This is a genomic window from Microbacterium halophytorum (assembly GCF_002970975.1).
GTDB lineage: Bacteria > Actinomycetota > Actinomycetes > Actinomycetales > Microbacteriaceae > Microbacterium > Microbacterium halophytorum.
Map to the genome: position 1 here is coordinate 50,726 of NZ_PNFA01000015.1, position 20,660 is coordinate 71,385.

The following is a 20,660-nucleotide window of genomic DNA, read 5'->3' on the forward strand; positions in this document are numbered from 1 at the left end:
CTTTCTTCTCCAGCGCGCCGGGACTGCCCCGGCGACGATCGGTGTCGATCGCTCTGGTCGTCGCCGGCGCGTGCCGGGCGAGGGTCTCGATCGATGCCCTGTTCGGTTCCTGTCGTTCACAGCTCGGGGAGCGCGGCGGTCTGCATCACGGCGAGCAGCATCGGCACGACGCCGAGGCAGAGGAAGGCCGGCAGCGTGCAGGCGCCGAGCGGAAGGAGCAGGCGCGTGCCGAGCCGCGCGGCCCTGACCCGGCCGTCGGTGCGCGCCTCCGCCCTCTGCTGCTCCGCCGTCGCCCTCAGCAGATCGATCGCGGGGATGCCTGCGCGGCGCGAGAGCCCGAGCACGCGTTCGACCTCCGCCGTCTCTGACCCGCGTCCGCCGGCCTCGTCGACAAGGGCTCGCGCGCGCTCCAGCGACACCCCGCCGCCGAGGGCGATCGCGGTGAGCTCCGCCCGCATGCCGGGGGTGCCGGGTTCGGGCCGCGCCGACCGGACCAGCGCCGCCGCCCACACCCCGCCGCCCGCGATGAGCGCGAGGCCGACGACGAGGCAGATCAGGCCAGCGCCCGGCGCGAGCAGCACCCCGAGGACATCGAAACCGAGTGCGGCCGCGATCACGACGCCGACGAACGGGAGCGCGCTCATCAGCCGCGCGGTGTGCACGGGTTCGGCCATCGCGACGCGCACGTCGTCGAGCGTCTCCTGCGCGTCGCGCAGCGCGTGCGCCATGCCCCGAAGCGACTCCGCCAGCGGCGCCCCGACCGTCGAGGCGACTCCCCACGCCGCCGCCACGTCGCGCCACGCGGCCGCCGCGTCGCGCTCGCCAGCCGCGCGCCGGCCGAATCGGCGACGCCCCGGAGCCCCTTCTTCCCCGATCGCCTCCGCAACCGGCGCACCGCCGGCGATCCGATCGGCGACGCGCGCCGCCGCGGCGTCGCCGCTGTCGGCGAGGTGACGCCACGCCGCATGCGGGACGGCCCCAGCACCCAGCAGAGCCGCCAGCCTCAGCGCCGAGACGGCGACGTTCCCCGCGGTGTCCGAGGGCCTGTCGGCCTCCGCGCCGCGCCGCCTCTCGTGCCGCGCGGCGGGTGCCTCGCGCCCTCGCCTCATTCCCACGGCCGCACCTCCTCGATCGTCAGCCGCCCATCGCGGTCCCCGAACCTGCCCACGCTCGCGAGGCGCCGACCCTCCGGCCCGTTCTCCAGGTGGATCACCCACGCGATCGCGCTCGTCACCTGGCGTGCGACGGCGTGATCGTCCATCCCCGCGAGCGCACCGAGCGCCTCCAGACGGGCCGGCACGTCGGCGAGGCCGCTGGCGTGCAGGGTTCCCGCGCCCCCGTCGTGCCCCGTGTTCAGCGCCGTGAGCAGCTCGCGCACCTCCTCGCCGCGGCACTCGCCGACGACGATCCGGTCGGGCCGCATGCGCAGCGACTCGCGCACGAGCCGCGGCAGCCCGACGCCGCCCGCTCCCTCGAGATTGGGCTGGCGCGCCTCGAGCGCGACGTGGTGCGGATGGGGCACGCGCAGCTCAGCGACGTCCTCGATCGTCACGATCCGCTCGCTCGCCGGCACCTGCGCCAGCAGGGCGCCGAGCAGCGTCGTCTTCCCCGAGCCCGTCGCGCCCGTGACGAGCACGTTCTCGCGCGCCCTGATCGTCCGGATCAGCCACCGCTCGGTGTGCTCGTCGAACGTGCCGCCGCGGCGGAGGGCCGCGAGGTCGGCGCCCACGGCTGTCGGGATCCGGATCGACAGCGCCGTTCCGCCTTTCGCCACGGGAGGCAGCACGGCGTGCACCCGCACTCCGCCGGCGAGCCGCACGTCGACTGCGGGCGTCGCGTCGTCGATGTGGCGGCCTCCCAACCCGATCAGGCGCACGGCGAGGTCGCGCACCTCCCGCTCGGACGCCCGCCACCCGTCGACCCGCGCGGCGCCTCCGCCGCGGTCGACGTACAGGCCGTCGGCGCCGTTCACGAACGCGTCGGTCACGTCGCCTCCCCGCAGGAACGGCGCGAGCGGCCCGAACGCCGTCGCGTCGAGCTCGACGACCGCGCGCGCCGCGGCCGGCACCCCCGCGGCCGTCGCTGCGGGGGTGCCCTCACGGGTGCCGTCCGGGGCCGCAACGGGCACCCGGCCCGCACGGGGCTGGACGACGAACGGCTGGCTCATGCCCCGAGGCTAGGGAGCGCCGCGGCGACCGATGAGGCCGTCCACAGCCCGATCCGGCGACACGCCGCGCACCCCGAGCTGTGAGCGAGCGCCCGCACCGTCGCCGCGGCCTGGTGCCCACCTGCAATGACGCGGGCGTCCGTTGTGGTGCGGAGGAACGGCCACCCGCGTCCGGTGGAGCCGTCGCGGCCCGGTCGCAGGCACCCCCGCCTTTCGGCGGTGGATCGCGCGGCCGCCGCTGGCTTACATTCGAAGGGCACCTGGGCTGTTCCGTGCCCCGGTGCATCCGGATGGACAAGGCCCGCGAAGGAGCGTGCTGCATGAGCAGTCAGATCGACCACCTGCTGAACGAGAACCGCGAGTTCCCGCCGAGCCCCGAGTTCGCGGCGCACGCGGTTGCGAAGCCCGAGATCTACGAGCGAGCGGCGGCGGACCCCGAGGCCTTCTGGGCCGAGCAGTCGCGCGAGCTGCTGACGTGGGCGAAGCCGTTCACCGAGGTCCTCGACTGGTCGAACCCGCCCTTCGCGAAGTGGTTCGCCGACGGCGAACTGAACCTCGCGTACAACTGCCTCGACCGCCACGTCGAGGCGGGCAACGGCGACCGCGTCGCCTTCCACTTCGAGGGCGAGCCCGGCGACACCCGCACCGTCACGTACTCCGACCTGACCGACGAGGTCAAGCGTCTCGCGAACGTGCTGGAGGGCCTCGGCATCGGCAAGGGCGACCGCGTCGCGCTGTACCTGCCGATGATCCCGGAGGCGGTGGCCGCGATGCTGGCGGTCGTGCGCATCGGCGCGATCCACTCGGTCGTCTTCGGCGGCTTCAGCGCGGACAGCCTGCGCGCTCGCATCGACGACGCCGGCGCGAAGCTCGTGATCACAGCCGACGGAGGCTGGCGCAAGGGCAAGGTCTCGCCGCTCAAGCCGGCCGTCGACCAGGCCCTCGCCGACCGCGACGGCAAGGGCGTGCAGGCGACCGTCGAGAACGTGCTCGTCGTGCGCCGCGGCGAGAACGACGTCGATTGGATCGAAGGCCGCGACGTCTGGTACCACGACGTGGTCCCGCAGGCCTCCGCCGAGCACGAGGCGCAGGCATTCCCCGCCGAGAGCCCCGCATTCATCCTCTACACCTCCGGCACGACCGGGAACCCGAAGGGCATCCTGCACACCTCGGGCGGCTACCTGACGCAGGCGGCCTTCACGCACAGGAACGTGTTCGATCTGCACCCCGAGTCGGACGTGTACTGGTGCACGGCCGACATCGGCTGGATCACCGGCCACAGCTACGCCGTGTACGGCCCCCTCGCCAACGGCGCCACGCAGGTGCTCTACGAGGGCACGCCGGAGTTCCCGAAGCCGGGCCGCTGGTGGGACGTCATCGAGAAGTACGGCGTCACCATCTTCTACACCGCCCCCACCGCCATCCGGGGCTTCATGAAGCAGGGCCGAGAGATCCCGCAGGCGCGCGACCTGTCGAGCCTGAGGGTGCTCGGCAGCGTGGGCGAGCCGATCAACCCCGAGGCGTGGATGTGGTACCGCGACGTCGTCGGTGCGGGAACCGCCCCCATCGTCGACACGTGGTGGCAGACCGAGACGGGCGCCATCATGATCTCGCCGCTGCCGGGGATCACGGCCGCCAAACCCGGCTCCGCCCAGGTGCCGCTGCCCGGCATCTCGGCGACCGTCGTCGACGAGCAGGGCACGCCGGTCGACAACGACAACGGCGGGCTGCTCGTCGTGACGAAGCCGTGGCCGAGCATGCTGCGCGGCATCTGGGGCGACCCCGAGCGCTTCGTCGACACCTATTGGAAGATGTTCGCCGACAAGGGCTTCTACTTCGCCGGCGATGGCGCCCGCCTCGACGAGGACGGCGACGTGTGGCTGCTCGGCCGCGTCGACGACGTGATGAACGTCTCCGGCCACAGGCTGTCCACCGCCGAGATCGAGTCGAGCCTCGTCGCGCACGAGGCGACGGCCGAGGCCGCCGTCGTCGGGGCGAGCGACGAGACGACGGGCCAGGCGGTCGTCGCGTTCGTGATCCTGAAGGAGAGCTTCCTGCGCGAGAACTCGGCGGCGGGCCTCGCCGATGAGCTGCGCAAGTGGGTCGGCACGCAGATCGGGCCGATCGCCCGCCCGCGCGACGTCTACGTCGTCAGCGAGCTCCCGAAGACCCGCTCCGGCAAGATCATGCGCCGCCTGCTGCGCGACGTCGCCGAGGGCCGCGAGGTCGGCGACACGCAGACCCTCGCCGACACCGCGGTGATGAGCGTGATCAGCGCCCAGGTGAAGTGAGACAGGACGAGGCCGGCACCGGATGATCCGGTGCCGGCCTCGTCGCATGCAGCGCCCCGGGGCTAGGGGTTTTCCTCGAGATTAGGCAGAATCACGCGGATTGTTCCTCACCCCGAGGATTTCTCCTACGCTCGGAGCGCTCCCGCGGCTCGGAGCCGCCTACGCGAAGGTGAAGGCGACCTCGACCTCGACGGGCGCGTCGAGCGGCAGCGCCGCGACGCCGACGGCCGAACGGCTGTGGGCGCCGGCGTCGCCGAAGACCTCGCCGAGCAGCTCGCTGGTGCCGTTGATCACGCCGGGCTGGCCGAAGAACGACGGGTCGGAGGCGACGAAGCCCGTGACCTTGAAGACGCCGGTGAGGCGGTCGATGCCGACGGCGGCCGCGGCCGCGGCGATCGCGTTGAGCGCGCACGTGCGGGCGAGCTCCTGCGCGTCCGACGCGGGGACCAGGCCGTGGCCGTCGCCGACCTTGCCGGTCGCGGGCAGGGCACCGGACACGAACGGCAGCTGCCCGGATGTCCAGACCAGGTCGCCATGGACCTTGGCCGGGATGTAGGCGGCGACGGGGGCCGCGACGTCGGGGAGATCGATGCCGAGCTCCGCGAGGCGCGCGGCGACGCTCACTGCTCCCCCTCGAACTGCTTGGCGGCGACGGCCGCCGCGCCGAGCCCCTCGTTGGCGGCTCCGCCGCCGACGGGGCGCTTCAGGTAGGCGACGAGCCCGCCCTCCGCGTTCGGCACGACCTGCACGAGCTCCCAGCCCTGCTTGCCCCAGTTGTTCAGAATCTGCGCCGTGTTGTGGATCAGCAGCGGCGTTGTGAGGTACTCCCACGTGGTCATGGCACTCCCGTGTCGTGTGCGAAAGTTCGATGCGCGTTCCCGGCGGATGCTCAGCGCGGAGCAGATTCTCCACAGGCGACGCGGCTAACATCAGCCTATGCCTCACTCGAAGAGAACGCTCGGTGGTGCCCTCGGCGGCATCCTCGGCCTCGTCGGCCTGAGCGCGGTCGCCGGGCTCCTCGTGACCGCCACGGTCACGCCGGCGATCGCCCTGAGCAGCTACACCGCGTCCGGCGCGATGACGATGTTCGAGAACATCCCCGCCGACCTCGAGGTCGACCAGCCGATGCTGCCGACCACGATCTACGCGAAGAACGACGACGGCAAGAACGTCGAGCTCGCGACCTTCTACGACCAGAACCGCATCCCGCTCGAGTACGACGAGCTGCCGCAGACGATCATCGACGCCGTGCTGTCGAGTGAGGACCCGCGCTTCTACGACCACGGCGGCGTCGACCTGATCGGCACGAGCCGCGCGCTCCTGTCGAACGCGGCCGGCGGTGCGACCCAGGGCGCCTCGACCATCAGCCAGCAGTTCGTGAAGAACGTCCTGGTGCAGCGATGCGAGGCCGGCACGTCGGAGGACCTGCCCGACGACTTCGCGGAGCTCGACCGCAAGGAGCAGGACGCGGCGATCAACGACTGCTACCAGCTGCAGACCGATTCGGAAGGCACCGACGGGTACCAGCGCAAGCTCCAGGAGATGCGCTACGCGATCGCGATCGAGAAGCAGTACACCAAGGAGGAGATCCTCCTCGGCTACCTGAACATCGCGAACTTCGGCGGCCAGACCTACGGCATCGAGGCCGCCGCCGAGCGGTACTTCGGCAAGAGCGTCGACGAACTGCACATGGGCGAGGCGGCGACCCTCGCGGGCATCGTGCAGAACCCGAACCAGCTGCGCCTCGACATGCCCGAGGGCACCATGGAGGTCGGCGGCGAGGTCGTCAACACGAAGGAGAGCGGCTACGCGAAGACCGAGCAGCGCCGCAACTACGTGCTCGGCCGCATGCTCGAAGACGGCAAGATCACCCAGGCCCAGCACGACAAGTACAGCGAGGCGACGGTCAAGCCGCACGTCACGGAGCGCAACCAGGGCTGCCAGGAGGCCGGGGACACCGCGTACTTCTGCGAGTACGTGCGCCAGACGATCCTGAAGGACGAGGCCTTCGGGGAGACTGCGAACGACCGGGCCCAGACGCTGAGCCGCGGCGGCCTCGAGGTGTACACGACGCTGAACCCGCGCATCCAGGACGCGGCCGAGGACTCGATGAACGCCAACACCCAGGCGAGCTACGACGGCGAGAACTACGGCGGCGCGATCGTGACGCTCGATCCCAAGACGGGCGACGTCCTCGCGATGGCGCAGAACACCGAGTACAGCCAGCGGCCCGGCCACGAGACCGGCGACGGCTACACGAGCCTCGTCTACGCGGCGGGAAGCGACAGGGGCAACTCCGGCGGCTTCAACGTGGGTTCGACCTACAAGCTCTTCACGCTCGTCGAGTGGCTCCAGCAGGGGCGCTCCGTGAACGAGCGGATCGACGGCACGGATCGCGATTTCGTCGTCCCGATCTGCACCGGAGAGATCGACGACAACGGCAAGTTCACGTCGCGCGATGAGTTCCTGAACGAGCCGTACAACCCCGGCAACTTCAACAACCAGCGCGGCTACGTCGGAACGGCGATGCAGTACACCGCCCAGTCGCTCAACACCGGCTACATGGCGATGGCCGAGCAGCTGAACGTATGCGACATCAACGAGACGGCCGCGACGATGGGAGTCACGCGCGGCAACGGCGAGGCCGTCACGACTCAGAACGTCGCGCCCGACGTCATCGGTTCGAAGGACATCTCACCGATCGATATCGCGTCGGCGTTCGCGACAGTCGCCAACAAGGGCATCCTGTGCGACCAGCGCGCCATCCGGAAGGTCGTCGGGCCGGACGGGGCTGAGATGGCCCTGCCCGAGCACGAGTGCAAGAAGGTCATCTCGCCCGAGGTCGCGGCGACCGCCGCCTACGCCCTCGAGGGCGTCATGAACGGCGGTACCGGCGCGCAGGGCAACACCTACGACGGCACCCCCCTGATCGGCAAGACCGGTACGCACGAAGCGCTGCAGACCTGGATGGTCGAGTCGTCGACGAACGCGACGACGGCCGCGTGGTTCGGAAATGCGAGCGGCAAGGGGGATATCTTCGGCTGGGGCCTGCAGAACATCCGCTACGCCCTCGCCCGCGACACGCAGGCTGCGGCGAACGCCGAGCTCGGCGGCGGCAGCTTCCCCGGCCCGGACGACGAGCTGACGAAGGTCGTCATGAAGGACGTCCCGAACATCCACGGCATGTCTCTCGATGAGGCGGCGAAGGCGCTCGAGGATGCAGGCTTCAACTCCCGCGTCGGCGACTACACGACCGGTACGGCCCCGGAGGGCACGGCCGAGCGCACCGACCCGAGCGGCAGCGCGCCGCGCGGCTCGCTCCTCGTGATCCGACCGAGCGACGGCAGCGGCGTCGCCGTGCCATCGGTGCAGGGCATGTCGCTCTCGGAGGCCCGCGGTACGATCCAATCGGCCGGTCTGAACGCCTCGGTCGGTTCGTGCAAGAAGGACGAAGACCTGAACGACGAGCGGGCAACCGGGTCCGATCCGGGCGCGGGTGCGACCGTCGCGCCGGGGTCGAGCGTCAGCATCAGCTACAGCGCCCCCAGTTGCGGCGGCGATGACGATGATGACGACGACAAGAAGGACAAGAAGTCGGACAAGGACGACAAGAAGAAGTCGAACAACGGCATCGGCGGCAACGACGACGATGACGACTGATCGATGAGCGGGCGCCGCACAGCGCTCACCGTGCTCGCCGCGGCGGCTTCGGCCGCCGCGGCCGCCGGCGTCTGGGGCATCGGCATCGAGCGGCATCTGTACACGCTGCGGGCGCGGACCGTGCACGTCCTGGAACCGGGCAGCCGCCCCATCCGGGCACTGCACATCTCCGATCCGCACCTCGCACCCTGGCAGAAGCGCCGCGCCGCATGGATCTCGCGCCTGGCGGCGCTGCGCCCCGACCTCGTCATCAGCACGGGTGACAACATGGGGCACCCGGACGCCCTGCCCGCCGTGCGCGCCGCCCTCGGCCCGTTCGCGGGCACTCCCGGCGTGTTCGTGCACGGTTCGAACGACCTGTGGGCGCCGAAGCCGCGGAATCCGCTGAAGTACCTCGCGGGGCCGTCGCGGCACCACCCCACGACCGCCGCCCTCGACACCGAGGCGCTCGACGCGTTCCTGCGCGACGACCTCGGCTGGACGCCCCTCGACAACACGGCGGCCGTCGTGTCGGTCGCCGGCCGCGACATCCGGTTCATGGGCACGAACGACGCCCACCACCAGCTCGAAGACCTCGAGTCGGCGCACCGCGCGCTGATCGACCTGCCGGATGCGTCGCTCACGCTGGGCGTGACGCATGCCCCCTACCGGCACGTGCTCGACGCGTTCATCGCCGATGGCGCCGACGCGCTGTTCGCCGGCCACACGCACGGCGGCCAGGTGCGGCTGCCCGGCTACGGGGCCCTCGTCGCGAACTGCGATCTGCCGGCGAAGCAGACGCGCGGCCTGTCGACGTGGTCGCACGGCGGCCGCACGGTCCCCCTGCACGTCAGCGCCGGCCTCGGTCATTCGATCTACGCCCCCGTGCGCTTCGCCTGCCGCCCCGAGGCGACCCTCGTCACGCTCGCCCCTCGCCGATGAACCCCGCGGGCACCCCCGCCACCGCGCGACACGCCCGCACAACGCGCTCCCCGCCGCCGATTCGAACCACGCCTGACCATCGGGTAGACTGGTCGGGTTGCCGCAAGCGCGGTCAGCAATCGGGATGTGGCGCAGCTTGGTAGCGCGCCTCGTTCGGGACGAGGAGGTCGCAGGTTCAAATCCTGTCATCCCGACCAATGTGAAGAACCCCGGGCCTTCGGCCCGGGGTTCTTCACATTCCGTCCGGTACGCCAGCAGGGCCCCTGCGGCGCCGAAGAGGCTCCGCGCGCCGCACAGCCCCCACAACGCAACCTCTTTCTCAAGAACGATGCGGCGCGTGGAGGGCGCCGTAGGGATGCATCCCGTGGTGACGGAACAGAAGTTTCTGGAGCATCGCTCCAGAAACCCCCAGCCATCGGCCTTCCCCATCGCTTCACGTCCCGCGCGAACGGGCGCGAAGCGCCCGGAGCCCCAAACTCTCCCCCATCACAGAGCACACGACCGGGCGCGAAGCGCCCGGAGCCCAAGACTCACCCCCATCACAGAGCACACGACCGGGCGCAAAGCGCCCGGAGCCCCGAGCCACCCGCCCGGAACCCCGCACCCCCGCGCCTACTCCTCGAACGCCAGCTGCTCCAGCACCCGCTGCAGCGTCGCCGCGTCGTCTGGGTCGAGGTGCGACATCACGTCGACGACCCGCCCCCGCGCCTCGTCGTACACGGACCGCCCCTGCGCCGTGGCGGCGACGACCTTCGCCCGGCGGTCCCTCGGGTCCGGCGCGCGGGAGACGAGCCCGCGCCCCTCGAGCTCATCGACGAGCGCGACGACCTGGCTCGGGTCGAGGCGCAGGAACTCGGCGATCTCCCTCTGCGTCGGCGGCACGTCCTCGATCGCGAGCGAGAGCACGGAGTACGACCGCACCTTGAGCCCGAGCGGTTCGAGCATGCGGTTGTCGCGCTGCGCGGCGAGGACGCTCGCACGCGTCAGAAGGAAGCTCGCGTTGTGCGCGAGCGCGGATCCGCGTGTGACCTCGGCCTCGGCTGTCGTCATGACGTGATCCTAGCAAACACATGTCTCCAACAACCATTGACTTTTTCAAGCATTGACGATTCTATGGATCACAGCCGACCCAATCGGCGCACAGATCGGAGAGAGCAATGTCGCTTGCAGGCACAGTCGCCATCGTCACGGGCTCGGGCCAGGGCCTGGGGCTCGCGTACGCCCAGGAGCTCGCAGCCAAAGGCGCGAGCGTCGTCATCAACGACGTCAGCCAGGAGACCGCCGACGCCGCGGTCAGAAGCATCGTCGACGCGGGCGGAACGGCGAGCGCCGTCGTCGCGCCCGTCGGTCCGACCGCGACCGCGAAGGCGCTCGTCGACCACGCCTACGACACGTACGGCCGCCTCGACGCGCTCGTGACGAACGCAGGCATCCTGCGCGACCGCACGCTGTGGAAGATGAGCGACGAAGACTTCGACGCCGTGATCGATGTGCATCTGCGGGGCACCTTCACCTGCGTGCGGGAGGCCGCGACCCGCATGCGCGAGGGCGGAACGCCCGGCCACATCGTGTGCATCGGCTCCCCTACCGGCCAGCGCGGCAACTTCGGCCAGACCAACTACGCGGCGGCCAAGGCCGGCATCGTCGGCATGGTGCGCACCTGGGCGATGGAGCTGAAGAAGGCGAACATCACCGTCAACGCCGTGATCCCGGTCGCGGCTACCGCGATGACCAAGACCGTCCCGTTCTTCCAGAAGGCGGTCGAGGCGGACGAACGGGGCGAGCCCATGCCCGCCTTCTTCCGCCACGATCTCGGCTTCGGCACCTCCGATGACGTCGCCGGCATTGTGGCCTTCCTGGCGTCGAATGCCGCGAACGGCGTCACGGGCCAGGCGATCGGGGCGGGCGGCGACCGTCTGCAGCTGTGGTCGCACCCCGAGCCCGTCGCAACCGCGTACCGCGAGGGCGGCTGGAGCTACGACTCGCTCGTCGAGGGCTTCGCCGGCGCCGTCGGCGATCTGCAGTCGGTCGGGGAGACGTTCCCTCAGCTTCCGGATGAGCTCGCCCCGGAGCCGCGGTGATGACCCGCTACGAACCGTCGATCGACCTCGCGGGGATCGAGGCGATCGACACCCACGTCCACATCGAGATCGGCCACGCTGGCCAGTCCTCGCTGCCTGACGACCTCGCCGAGGCCGCGTCGAAGTACTTCCGCACCGACGGCCCGCGCCCCGACCTCGACAGCATCGCGACGCACTACCGCGAACGGAGGATGGCCGCGGTCGTGTTCACGGTCGACTCTTCGACGAACCTCGGCCACCCGCCGATCTCGAACGACGAGATCATCGACGGCGCCATCCGGAACAGCGATGTGCTCATCCCGTTCGCCTCGGTCGACCCGGGCCGCGACGACGCGCTCGACGAGATCGGGCGACTGATCGAGCGGGGCGCGCGGGGGTTCAAGTTCCATCCGACTGTGCAGGGCTTCTCACCCGACGACGACCGATTGCGCCCCGTGTACGAGGCGCTGCGGGCCGCCGGCGCGATCGCCCTGTTCCACACGGGCCAGACGGGAATCGGCGCGGGCATGCCCGGCGGCTACGGCTTCCGCCTCGCCCTGTCGAACCCCATGCTGCTCGACGGCGTCGCCGCCGACTTCCCCGAGCTGCAGATCATCATGGCCCACCCCTCCGTGCCGTGGCAGGACGAGGCGCTCTCGGTCGCGACGCACAAGCACAACACGTGGATCGACCTCTCGGGCTGGAGCCCGAAGTACTTCCCGCCGCAGCTCGTGCGCTACGCGAACTCGCTCATCCGGGACAGGGTTCTCTTCGGCTCCGACTTCCCCATGCTGACGCCGGATCGCTGGATCCGCGACGCCGAGCAGTCCGGGACCTTCAAGCCGGATGTCCTCCCGGGCATCATGAAGGACAACGCCGCGAGGCTGCTGGGGCTCGCATGACGCAGGATCCCGTCGCCGACCGGCTGGGGTTCGCCGAGCGGCATCTCTCCCTCGCGGCAAGGCGCGCCCTCGACGAGCTCGCGGCCGTGCTCGACGACCGCATCCGCCCGCTCCTCGCGGACGCGTGGGAGCGTGCGGTGATGCCCGCGGAGGTGCTCGGCGAGCTGGTGCCGCTCGACCTCATGGAGCCCGCAGGCGTGTCGGCAGAGGAAGCCGACTCGACGATGTTCAGCGGGTTCCGCAATTACGTCCTCGCCCGGTGCGACGCGTCGGTCGCGACGATGTACAACGCACAGGCGGGCCTGTTCCGCGCGATCGTGCGCCACGGCGGGTCCGCTGAGCAGGCCGCGCGCTGGGATCCGCTCATCCGGAGCTTCGAGATGACCGGCGTGTTCGCGCTCACCGAGCCGGAGCACGGATCCGATGTCGCGGGCGGCCTCGCGACCACCGCGACGCGCGACGGCGACGCATGGATCCTCGACGGTGAGAAGAAGTGGATCGGCGGTGCCGACAGCGCAGACGTACTCGCGGTCTTCGCACGCGACACGGCGGACGGGCAGGTCAAGACCTTCCTCGTCGACCGGGAGGCCGACGGTGTCACCCTCGAGAGGATCGAGGGCAAGGTGTCGCTGCGCATCATGCAGAACTTCCGGATCCGCCTGACGGGCGTCCGCGTCGCAGAAGACCGCCGTCTGCAGGGCATTTCGTCGTGGCGCGACGTCGCCGCGGTGCTGCGGGTCATGCGCTCCGACGTCGCCTGGATCGCGGCGGGACTCCAGGCCGGCGCCCTCGACGCCGCGGTCCGCTACGCGGCGGATCGCGCGCAGTTCGGCCGCCCCATCGGCGGCTTCCAGCTCGTGCAGGAGAAGCTCGCCCGCATGATCGGCGGTGCCACGTCGTCCCTCGCCCTCGCCGTCGAACTCTCGGCGCAGCAGGATGCAGGCCAGTGGAGCGACGAGAACTCGGCGCTCGCCAAGATGGTCACCGCGCAATCGGCCCGCGAAACCGTCGCCCTGGCCCGAGAGGTGCTCGGAGGCAACGGCCTCCTGCTCGAACACGGCGCCGCTCGCTTCTTCGCCGACGCCGAAGCCGTCTACTCGTATGAAGGCACCCACGAGATCAACGCCCTCATCGTCGGCCGATCGCTGACCGGCGAATCCGCCTTCGTCTGACCAACCGAAAGGAATCGCTATGACCAACCAGACCGTCGTGTCGTACGACGACATCACCTCGCTCGCCGGCCGCGACCTCGGCTTCACCGACTGGTTCGAGATCACGCAGGACCGCGTGAACACCTTCGCCGACGCCGTCGACGACCACCAGTGGATCCACGTCGAGCCCGAGCGCGCGAAGGCCGAGAGCCCCTTCGGCGGCCCGATCGCGCACGGCTTCCTCTCGCTCTCGCTCGCGACGAAGTTCTGGAGCGACCTGTGCGATGTCGAGGGCGTCAAGACCAAGGTCAACTACGGCCTCGACAAGGTGCGCTTCGTCTCGCCGGTGCCCGTCGGCGCGAAGGTCCGGATGAACGCCGTGATCGCCGAGGTGACCGAGGTCAAGGGCAACGGCTACCAGCTGACCGTCGACCACACCTTCGAGGTCTTCGGCTCCGAGCGCCCGGCGGTCGTGACGCGGAGCCTGTACCGCTTCTACGCGTGAAGCGCTGTGTGTGATGCGCGAACGGCGCATCACACACAGCTCGGCCCGATGGGCAGATCCGGCTCCGCCGTCTGCCGCTCACGGGCCCCACGAGCTGTCCCCACTTCTCCCCTCCCGAACAAGGAAGTTCACGGATGTACAACGCAGGTATCGGTGCCTGGGCCACGAAGCGGCGCCTCAAGGACCCGGAGAAGGAGGCGCTCATCTTCGGCGAGCGCGTCTTCACCTATCGCCAGTTCGCCGACGCGGTCGACCAGGTCGCCGAGGTGCTGCACGTGCGGGACATCACGCGCGGCGATCGCGTGGCGTATCTGGGTGAGAACAGCCCCGAGTTCCTGTTCGCGCTGTTCGCGTGCGCCCAGATCGGCGCCGTGTTCGTGCCGATCAACACGCGGCTCGCGCCGCCGGAGATCACGCACGTCCTCACCGACAGCGGATCTCGCGCGCTCATCTACGACATCGAGTTCGCCGAGCGCGTCGCTCCCGGCGTCGCGGCGAGCGACGTCGTGCATGTGATCCCCACGCATGACGGCCTGCCTGGCACGCCCGGCCTGAACGAGCTGATGGAGCGCTCGCGCGGGGGCCGTGTCGCCGAGGCGATGAACCTCGACGAGCCGGCGGCGATCATCTACACCTCGGGCACGACCGGTAAACCGAAGGGCGCCGTCCTCACTCACCAGAACCTCACCTACGTCGCGATCAACGCCGTCGTCGACTACGGCATCGACGCGGGCGATCGCGCGCTGCTGATCTCCCCGCTGTTCCACGTCGCGGCGCTCGGCATGGGCGCCCTGCCGATCGTGATGGTGGGCGGCACGATCGTGCTCGAGAAGCGCTTCGACGCGGGCCGCGCGCTCGCGCTCATCGAACAGTATGGGATCAGCAGCATCAGCGGCGTGCCGACGACGTACCAGCTGCTCGCCGATCATCCGGATTGGAGCGCCGCCGACCTGTCGACGCTGCGCAAGCTCACCTGCGGCGGCTCGGCAGTGCCCACCCGCATCCTGAACGCGTACGAGGAGCGGGGCATGTCGTTCTCGCAGGGCTACGGGATGACCGAGACGTCGCCGGGCGCCACTCACCTGCCGCCGCAGTGGACGCGCGAGAAGCAGGGCAGCGTCGGCCTCCCCCACTTCTTCACGAACGTCCGTGTCACGAACGACGCCGGCGAGATCGTGCCGCGCGGCACCGTCGGCGAAATCGAGATCCAGGGCCCGAACGTCTTCGCCGGTTATCACGGCCAGCCCGAGAAGACGGCGGAGTCGTTCCGGCCGGGCGGCTGGTTCCGCTCGGGCGACATGGGCTACCTCGACGAAGACGGCTTCCTGTTCATCGCCGACCGTTTGAAGGACATGATCATCTCGGGCGGCGAGAACATCTACCCCGCGGAGGTCGAGAATCTGATCAACGACATCGACGGCGTCACGGGCGCCGCCGTGATCGGTGTCCCGGATGACAAGTGGGGCGAAGTGCCCTGCGCCATCGTCACGCTGCGCGAGGGCACATCGCTCACGAGCGAACAGGTCGTCGAGGCGCTGACCGGCGAGATCGCGCGCTACAAGATCCCGCGCACGACGCACGTCATCGACGAGTTCCCGCGCACGGCATCCGGGAAGATCCGCAAGGCCGACCTGCGAGCACGGTTCACGGGCTCCGCGCGCCCCACCCACCCGATCGGCACGAAGGAGCCGTGGACGACGGAGACCATCCGCGTGCCGAAGAAGTCAGTGCTGAAGCGGCCGAAGCAGTAGCCGCCGCGCTATCTCTTCATTTCTGGCACATCTCCGGTGGTGGCCACCGCCGGAGATGTGCCAGAAATGAAGAGTTGAGTGGTACTTGCATATTCAATTGAACTGAGTATCATGTACACATGACTACGAAAGAGATGCGTGAGCCCACGTTCCTCATCCTGACCGCGCTCGCGGGTGGCCGGAAGCACGGCTACGCGCTCATCGCAGAGGCCGACGAGCTGTCGGCACATCGCGTGCAGCTCAAGGTCGGGACGCTCTACGCCGCGCTGGATCGTTTGGCCGCCGAGGGTCTGGTCGAAGAGGCCGGAGACGAAGTCACCGACGGCCGGCTGCGTCGCTACTACGCACTGACGGAGCAGGGTGCCACCGCTCTCAGCGAGGCGGCAGAGCGTTCGGCCAGGATCGCCGCCGAGGCGCAGACTCGGTTGAACCGCGCCCGCAACCTGCCGGCGTTCGGCGCGAAGGTGAGCGCCGCATGAGCGCGCTGGAGCCGAAAGAGTTCGATAGGGCGTTCCGGCTGCACCCGCGGGAGTGGCGGGAGCGGAACGGGGCCGCCGCCGTCGGGGTGCTGATGGACGCCGCCGAAGCTTCCGGCCGTGGCCGGCTGCCGTTGTCGGAGAAGCTGAGCATCCACGCCCACGCCGCTTCCGTCTGGGCGGAGCGCGTGCTGAGCCGCGCGACGCGCAGCCTCGTGGCCTCGCTCGCGCTCGGCACGGGCATTGCCGTGAGTCTCGTCTACGTCGTCTCGTTCGTCCTGGCCCCCGCAGCGGAAGACGTCTACGGCGGCGCCATCGCCGCAGGCTTCGGCAGTAACGTCATCGCGTGGATCGTCGCGGGCACCGCCCTCGCCACACCGTGGATCATCGCGGGCGTCCTCGCCTCGACGGGGCACCCACGCGCGGCCCGCTGGGCAGCCTCATCAGCATTCGTCGTGTGCATTGCGCTCGCCGCGACCCATCTCTTACTGCCCGGTCTCCCGCTCCCCTCGACGAGGACGCTGGTGTTCCTCGGCTTGTGGGCGGCGCTGGCCGCGCTCGGCGAGGTCCGATGGTCTCGGGTCTGGCCAGTCTCACTGCTCGTCGGCGTGCTCCTCACGATGCACTGGCTAATGCTCGGGCTCTACGGCTACCCTTCCGACCAACGGATCTGGGGCGACCTCTCGCCCTGGCTGTTCCTGATCCTCAGCGGCTTGTTCCTCTGCCTGCTCACGGCTGCCGCGTGCGGGTACGGGTCCGAGGCTCTGAGCGGCACGATCTATACGATGCCATGGGCGATGGTCATGATCGTGGGATACGCGCGCGACGGCTGGTCGGCCGCACCTGTCAGTCTGTTGTTCATCGCGTGGCTCGGCGCATCCGCCGCGGTCGTGGGAATCGTCTGGGTCCACAGTCTGCGCCGGCGCCGCACCACGTTCATCCGCTGAGGTCACGAGCCTCAGAGGCAGGGGCCGGGACGGCCTGAACGATCGCATCGGGCCGTCCCGTCCGGCACGTTCTGGTGGCGTCGGCCTCCGGAGGGCCGCGGCGGAGGCCGCAGCCCTCCGTCACCGGCATGTCTCCTGCCGCTGCCCGTCACACGCAAGGGCCCGAAACGAGGGTCTATCGGTGGCGCTCGGCCGCGCGGGCCGACAGCGCCGCGCACAGGGCGAAGGCTGCTCCGACGGCCATCCCGATCGTCGCCGGCAGCGCGGTGTCGTCGCCCCACAGGCCGCCGAGGGGCGACGCCGGGGCGGCGATCACGTACTGGAACAGGCCGAGGGTCGCCGAGCCCGCACCGGCGGCGAACCCCGCCCTGCCGAGCGCGAGCGCCGTCGTGTTCGACATCGCCCCCGCGATGCCGGCGACGAACACGCACGACAGCGGCACCCACGCCGCGAAGGTCAGCGCCCCACCGGACGCGAGCACGACGAGGGCGCCTGCCGCGGCGATCGCGGCGATGTGGGCCGCGCGCAGGCCGGCGGCAGCGCCGATTCGCTTCGCCAGCCGGGCGTTGAGCAGCGCGCCGCCGACGAAGCAGAGCGACGACGCGGAGAACGCGAGCGAATACGTCATCGGCGAGCGGTCGAACACGCTCTGCACGATGAACGACGACGAGCCGATGTAGACGACGAACGCCCCGTAGGTCAGGCCGTACGAGAGCGCGTAGCCGACGAAGGGCCCGTCGCGCAGGAGGCGACCGAGGTTCCCGAGCAGGGGCCGGATGCGGGCGGGGTGGCGATCCTCGGGCGGGAGCGACTCGGGGATGGCGAGGGCCGTCACGACGACCATCGCCGACGCGAGTGTCGCGAGCCCCGTCAGCGCGAGGCGCCAGCCGCCCCATTCGACGAGAACAGCGCCCAACGGGCTGCCGAACACGGGCCCGACGCCCAACATCGCGACGACGATGCTGATGCCGCGCGTCGCCTGCTGCTTCGTCTCGGCGATGTCCGCGACGATCGCCCGCGCGACCGCTGCCCCCACTGCCCCGAACACGCCCTGCAGGAAGCGGAGTGCGATGACGCCCTCGATCGTCGGCAGCAATGCCGACCCGAAGCCGGCGAACGCGTACAGCGACAGCGCGACCAGCAGGGTGCGGCGCCGGCCGAGCGCATCGCTCACGGTGCCGACCGAGAACTGCCCGATCGCGGCGCCCACGAGAAACGCCGTCAGCGTGAGCTGCACGACGGGCGCCGAGACACCCAGGTCGTCCTGCACATCCGGGAACGCGGGCAGGTAGAGGTCGGTGGCGAGGGAACCCGCCATCGCGACGAAGCCGAGCGCGCCGAGGAGCCCCGGCGTCAGCGTCGGCCGCGTCGCCTCAGACACGCGCGTCGTCGGGCCGGAACCCCTGCTTCGCCTTCTGGATCTGCTCGTACACGTGGTGGCGCAGCTCGGTGAAGCGCGGGAGAGCGCGGGTCTCGAGCTGGTCGCGATCCTCCGGCAGGTCGATCTCGATGTCCTCCTGCACCACCGTCGGCGACGACGACAGGATGACGACCCGCGAGCCGAGGTAGACCGACTCGTCGATGTCGTGCGTCACGAACAGCACCGTGACGCCCAGGCGCTTCCGGATGGAGCGCACCAGGTCCTCGAGGTCGGCGCGGGTCTGCGCGTCGACGGCCGCGAACGGCTCGTCCATCAGAAGCACCTCGGGCTGGTACGCGATCGCACGAGCGATCGCGACGCGCTGCTGCATACCGCCCGACAGCTGCCAGGGGTACTGCTTCGCGGCGTGCCCGAGCCCCACGGACTCGAGCGCCTCAGCGACGCGCTCGCGCCGCTCCCCCTTGGGCACGCCTGCGTTCCGGAGCGGCAGTTCGACGTTCTCGGCCACGCGCAGCCACGGGAAGAGGGAGCGGCCGTACTCCTGGAAGACGACGGCCATCTTCTTCGGCGGCCCCGTGACCTTCTTCCCGTCGAGCAGCACCTCGCCGCTCGTGGGCTCCAGGAGGCCCGCGATGCACTTCAGCAGCGTCGTCTTGCCCGATCCGCTGGGCCCGACGAGGCACGTGAGCTCGTTCTTGCCGAGGTCGAACGTGAGATTCCGCACGGCTTCGATGGGCCCGTCATCCGTCTCGTACACCTTCTGCAGGCCCCGCACGCTGAGCAGGGTCTGGTCGGCGGGCAGGGTTCGGCCGGCGGGTGCGGTCGTGTTCTCAGGAGGCATTCTCGAGGTCCTTCAGTCCGTGGTACCAGCGGAGGACGCGGCGCTCGACGAGCTTGAACAGCAGCGAGACGACGAATCCGAGGAGCCCCAGCAGCAGGATGCCCGACCACATCTGCGAGACGGCGAACTGCCGCTGGAACTGGGTGATGGAGTAGCCGAGGCCGGCCGTGGAGTAGAGCATCTCGCCGATCACCATCAGGATGATGCCGATCGGAAGCGCCTGCCGAACGCCCGCCATGATCTGCGGCGCGGCCGACGGCAGCACCTGGTGGCGGATCCTGCCCCATCCGGTGATTCCGTACGAGCGGCTCGTCTCGGTCTGCACCTCGTCGGCGGAACGCACGCCCTCGATCGTGTTCAGGAGCACGGGCCAGACGGCGCCGAGCACGATGACCGAGATGCGCATGCCGTCGGTCGCGCCGAGGATCAGCGCGAGGATCGGGATGAGCACGGGCGGCGGAAGCGCGCGGAAGAACTCGAAGACGGGCTCGGTGTAGGCGCGCAGGCCGCGGCTGAGCCCGACCGCGAGACCGAGGATGATGCCGATCACGATCGCGAGGCCCGTGCCGACGACGAAGCGTGCGAGGCTCGGCAGGATGTCGTTCGAGATGCGGTCGCCGAACCACGTCTCCGCGAAGGTCTCGACGAGGACGAGGGGCTTCGGCACGAACGGGTTCGTCGCACCGAGGGTCGCGACGTACCAGATCAGCACGAGCACGATCGGCAGGCCCAGCGCGTAGGCCAGTGCGATGAGCGCCTTGCGCATCAGATCCCCTCCCTCACGGACTGGTGCCACGACAGCACCCGCTTCTCGACGAAGCGGACGCCGACGTTGATCGCGACGCCGATCAGGCCCGTCACGAGCACGAGGGCGTATGTCGATTCGTACAGCGCCGCGTTGCGCGATTGCGCGATCTCGAAGCCGAGGCCGTGCGACGTGCCGACCACGAGCTCGATCGTGACGGTCAGGATCAGCGCGACCGCCGCGGCGAGCCGGATGCCCGTCACGAGGTACGGAAGCATGGTCGGGAAGACCACGTCGCGCACGCGCTGCAGCCAGGTGAAGCCGTAGCTGCGGGCCGTCGACATCGCAACCGTATCGACGTCGGCGACGCCGTAGAGCACCTGCACGAAGATCTGCCAGAACGCGCCGTAGACGACGATGAGCAGGCTCTGCTGCAGGGGAACCGCGAACACGAGAACGGCAAGCGGGATCAGACCCACCGACGGGATCGGCCGCAGGAACTCGACGGTCGAGCGCGTGATCCTCGTCAGCTGCATTGACAGGCCGATCACGATGCCGAGCGGCATCGCCAGCACGAAGGCGACGAGCATCCCGAGGGCCCACGTGCCGAGCGTGACGCCCACCGCCTGCCAGAAGCCCGTGAGCGTCGCGTTGGCACCGAGCTGCGCGATGACCTCGGAGGCGGGCGGGAAGTACTCGGGGTTGAGCATGCCGGTGCGGGAGACCACCTCCCACACGAGCAGAACGCTCAGGATGCCCGCGAGGCCGAGCAGCAGGCGGCGCGGCCGGAACCGGCGCCTGCTGCCGCGGCGCTGCGCGACGGCAACCGTGCGCGTGATCGTCTCGGGTACTGCCATGATGC

At 70.1% G+C, this 20,660-nt stretch carries 19 protein-coding genes and 1 tRNA gene; 11 read left to right on the top strand and 9 right to left on the bottom strand.

Annotation, left to right across the window (positions count from 1 at the left end; genetic code table 11):
• Positions 1-116: 116 nt before the first annotated feature.
• Together C0010_RS13350 and C0010_RS13355 are read right to left on the bottom strand one after the other, a co-directional pair.
• Positions 117-1,109 (bottom strand): type II secretion system F family protein, encoded by a 993-nt coding sequence (locus C0010_RS13350; protein ID WP_105567587.1) that lies wholly within the window; start codon positions 1,107-1,109, stop codon positions 117-119.
• Positions 1,106-2,167 carry a TadA family conjugal transfer-associated ATPase gene (locus C0010_RS13355; RefSeq protein ID WP_105567588.1) on the bottom strand — a complete coding sequence of 354 codons (1,062 nt, stop codon included), beginning with the start codon at positions 2,165-2,167 and terminating at the stop codon, positions 1,106-1,108. The genes C0010_RS13350 and C0010_RS13355 overlap by 4 nt, the downstream gene beginning before the upstream one ends.
• Positions 2,168-2,487: 320 nt before the next feature.
• On the opposite strand from C0010_RS13355, the gene acs reads away from it, so the two are divergent.
• Positions 2,488-4,458, top strand: coding sequence for an acetate--CoA ligase (gene acs / locus C0010_RS13360; protein ID WP_105567589.1), 1,971 nt, complete (start codon positions 2,488-2,490; stop codon positions 4,456-4,458).
• 159 nt (positions 4,459-4,617) lie between these two features.
• Here acs and C0010_RS13365 read toward each other — a convergent pair whose 3' ends face one another.
• Together C0010_RS13365 and C0010_RS13370 are read right to left on the bottom strand one after the other, a co-directional pair.
• Entirely contained in the window at positions 4,618-5,082 is a 465-nt protein-coding gene (locus C0010_RS13365) for a RidA family protein (protein WP_105567590.1), read from the bottom strand.
• A complete protein-coding gene (locus C0010_RS13370) occupies positions 5,079-5,297 on the bottom strand; it encodes a DUF4177 domain-containing protein (RefSeq protein ID WP_105567591.1) in 219 nt (72 codons plus the stop codon). Before C0010_RS13370 ends, C0010_RS13365 begins: the two co-directional genes overlap by 4 nt.
• 97 nt (positions 5,298-5,394) lie before the next feature.
• On the opposite strand from C0010_RS13370, the gene C0010_RS13375 reads away from it, so the two are divergent.
• The 3 genes from C0010_RS13375 (at position 5,395) to C0010_RS13385 (ending at position 9,236) form a co-directional block, all read left to right on the top strand.
• Complete coding sequence (locus tag C0010_RS13375) at positions 5,395-8,118, top strand: transglycosylase domain-containing protein (protein ID WP_105567592.1); 2,724 nt, start codon at positions 5,395-5,397, stop codon at positions 8,116-8,118.
• A 3-nt stretch (positions 8,119-8,121) separates the two neighbouring features.
• On the top strand, positions 8,122-9,039 hold the full coding sequence (locus C0010_RS13380; RefSeq protein ID WP_105567593.1) for a metallophosphoesterase: 918 nt from the start codon (positions 8,122-8,124) through the stop codon (positions 9,037-9,039).
• 120 nt (positions 9,040-9,159) lie between these two features.
• Positions 9,160-9,236, top strand: a tRNA-Pro gene (locus tag C0010_RS13385).
• Positions 9,237-9,651: 415 nt separating this feature from the next.
• On the opposite strand, the gene C0010_RS13390 is transcribed toward C0010_RS13385, so the two are convergent.
• Positions 9,652-10,089, bottom strand: coding sequence for a MarR family winged helix-turn-helix transcriptional regulator (locus C0010_RS13390; protein ID WP_105567594.1), 438 nt, complete (start codon positions 10,087-10,089; stop codon positions 9,652-9,654).
• A 107-nt stretch (positions 10,090-10,196) separates the two neighbouring features.
• On the opposite strand from C0010_RS13390, the gene C0010_RS13395 reads away from it, so the two are divergent.
• The 7 genes from C0010_RS13395 (at position 10,197) to C0010_RS13425 (ending at position 16,831) form a co-directional block, all read left to right on the top strand.
• Positions 10,197-11,120 carry an SDR family NAD(P)-dependent oxidoreductase gene (locus C0010_RS13395; RefSeq protein WP_105567595.1) on the top strand — a complete coding sequence of 308 codons (924 nt, stop codon included), beginning with the start codon at positions 10,197-10,199 and terminating at the stop codon, positions 11,118-11,120.
• A complete protein-coding gene (locus tag C0010_RS13400) occupies positions 11,120-12,001 on the top strand; it encodes an amidohydrolase family protein (RefSeq protein ID WP_105567596.1) in 882 nt (293 codons plus the stop codon). The genes C0010_RS13395 and C0010_RS13400 overlap by 1 nt, the downstream gene beginning before the upstream one ends.
• Entirely contained in the window at positions 11,998-13,173 is a 1,176-nt protein-coding gene (locus tag C0010_RS13405) for an acyl-CoA dehydrogenase family protein (RefSeq protein WP_105567597.1), read from the top strand. The genes C0010_RS13400 and C0010_RS13405 overlap by 4 nt, the downstream gene beginning before the upstream one ends.
• Before the next feature lie 19 nt (positions 13,174-13,192).
• Entirely contained in the window at positions 13,193-13,657 is a 465-nt protein-coding gene (locus tag C0010_RS13410) for a MaoC family dehydratase (protein WP_105567598.1), read from the top strand.
• A 134-nt stretch (positions 13,658-13,791) separates the two neighbouring features.
• Positions 13,792-15,408, top strand: a complete 1,617-nt coding sequence (gene menE, locus C0010_RS13415) for an o-succinylbenzoate--CoA ligase (protein WP_105567599.1) — start codon at positions 13,792-13,794, stop codon at positions 15,406-15,408.
• Positions 15,409-15,527: 119 nt separating this feature from the next.
• Positions 15,528-15,887: a PadR family transcriptional regulator gene (locus C0010_RS13420; RefSeq protein ID WP_105567600.1), complete on the top strand. Its 360-nt coding sequence runs from the start codon at positions 15,528-15,530 to the stop codon at positions 15,885-15,887.
• Positions 15,884-16,831, top strand: coding sequence for a hypothetical protein (locus C0010_RS13425; protein ID WP_105567601.1), 948 nt, complete (start codon positions 15,884-15,886; stop codon positions 16,829-16,831). Before C0010_RS13420 ends, C0010_RS13425 begins: the two co-directional genes overlap by 4 nt.
• A gap of 175 nt (positions 16,832-17,006) precedes the next feature.
• Here the strand turns inward: C0010_RS13425 and C0010_RS13430 are convergent, their stop codons facing one another.
• From C0010_RS13430 to C0010_RS13445, 4 genes are read right to left on the bottom strand one after another with little or no spacing between them, the layout of a single operon-like run.
• Positions 17,007-18,212, bottom strand: a complete 1,206-nt coding sequence (locus tag C0010_RS13430) for a Bcr/CflA family efflux MFS transporter (RefSeq protein WP_105567602.1) — start codon at positions 18,210-18,212, stop codon at positions 17,007-17,009.
• Positions 18,205-19,053 carry an ABC transporter ATP-binding protein gene (locus C0010_RS13435; RefSeq protein ID WP_105567603.1) on the bottom strand — a complete coding sequence of 283 codons (849 nt, stop codon included), beginning with the start codon at positions 19,051-19,053 and terminating at the stop codon, positions 18,205-18,207. Before C0010_RS13435 ends, C0010_RS13430 begins: the two co-directional genes overlap by 8 nt.
• Entirely contained in the window at positions 19,043-19,819 is a 777-nt protein-coding gene (locus tag C0010_RS13440) for an ABC transporter permease (protein WP_105567604.1), read from the bottom strand. Before C0010_RS13440 ends, C0010_RS13435 begins: the two co-directional genes overlap by 11 nt.
• Positions 19,819-20,655 (bottom strand): ABC transporter permease, encoded by an 837-nt coding sequence (locus C0010_RS13445; protein WP_105567605.1) that lies wholly within the window; start codon positions 20,653-20,655, stop codon positions 19,819-19,821. The genes C0010_RS13440 and C0010_RS13445 overlap by 1 nt, the downstream gene beginning before the upstream one ends.
• Between the last annotated feature and the right edge of the window lie 5 nt (positions 20,656-20,660).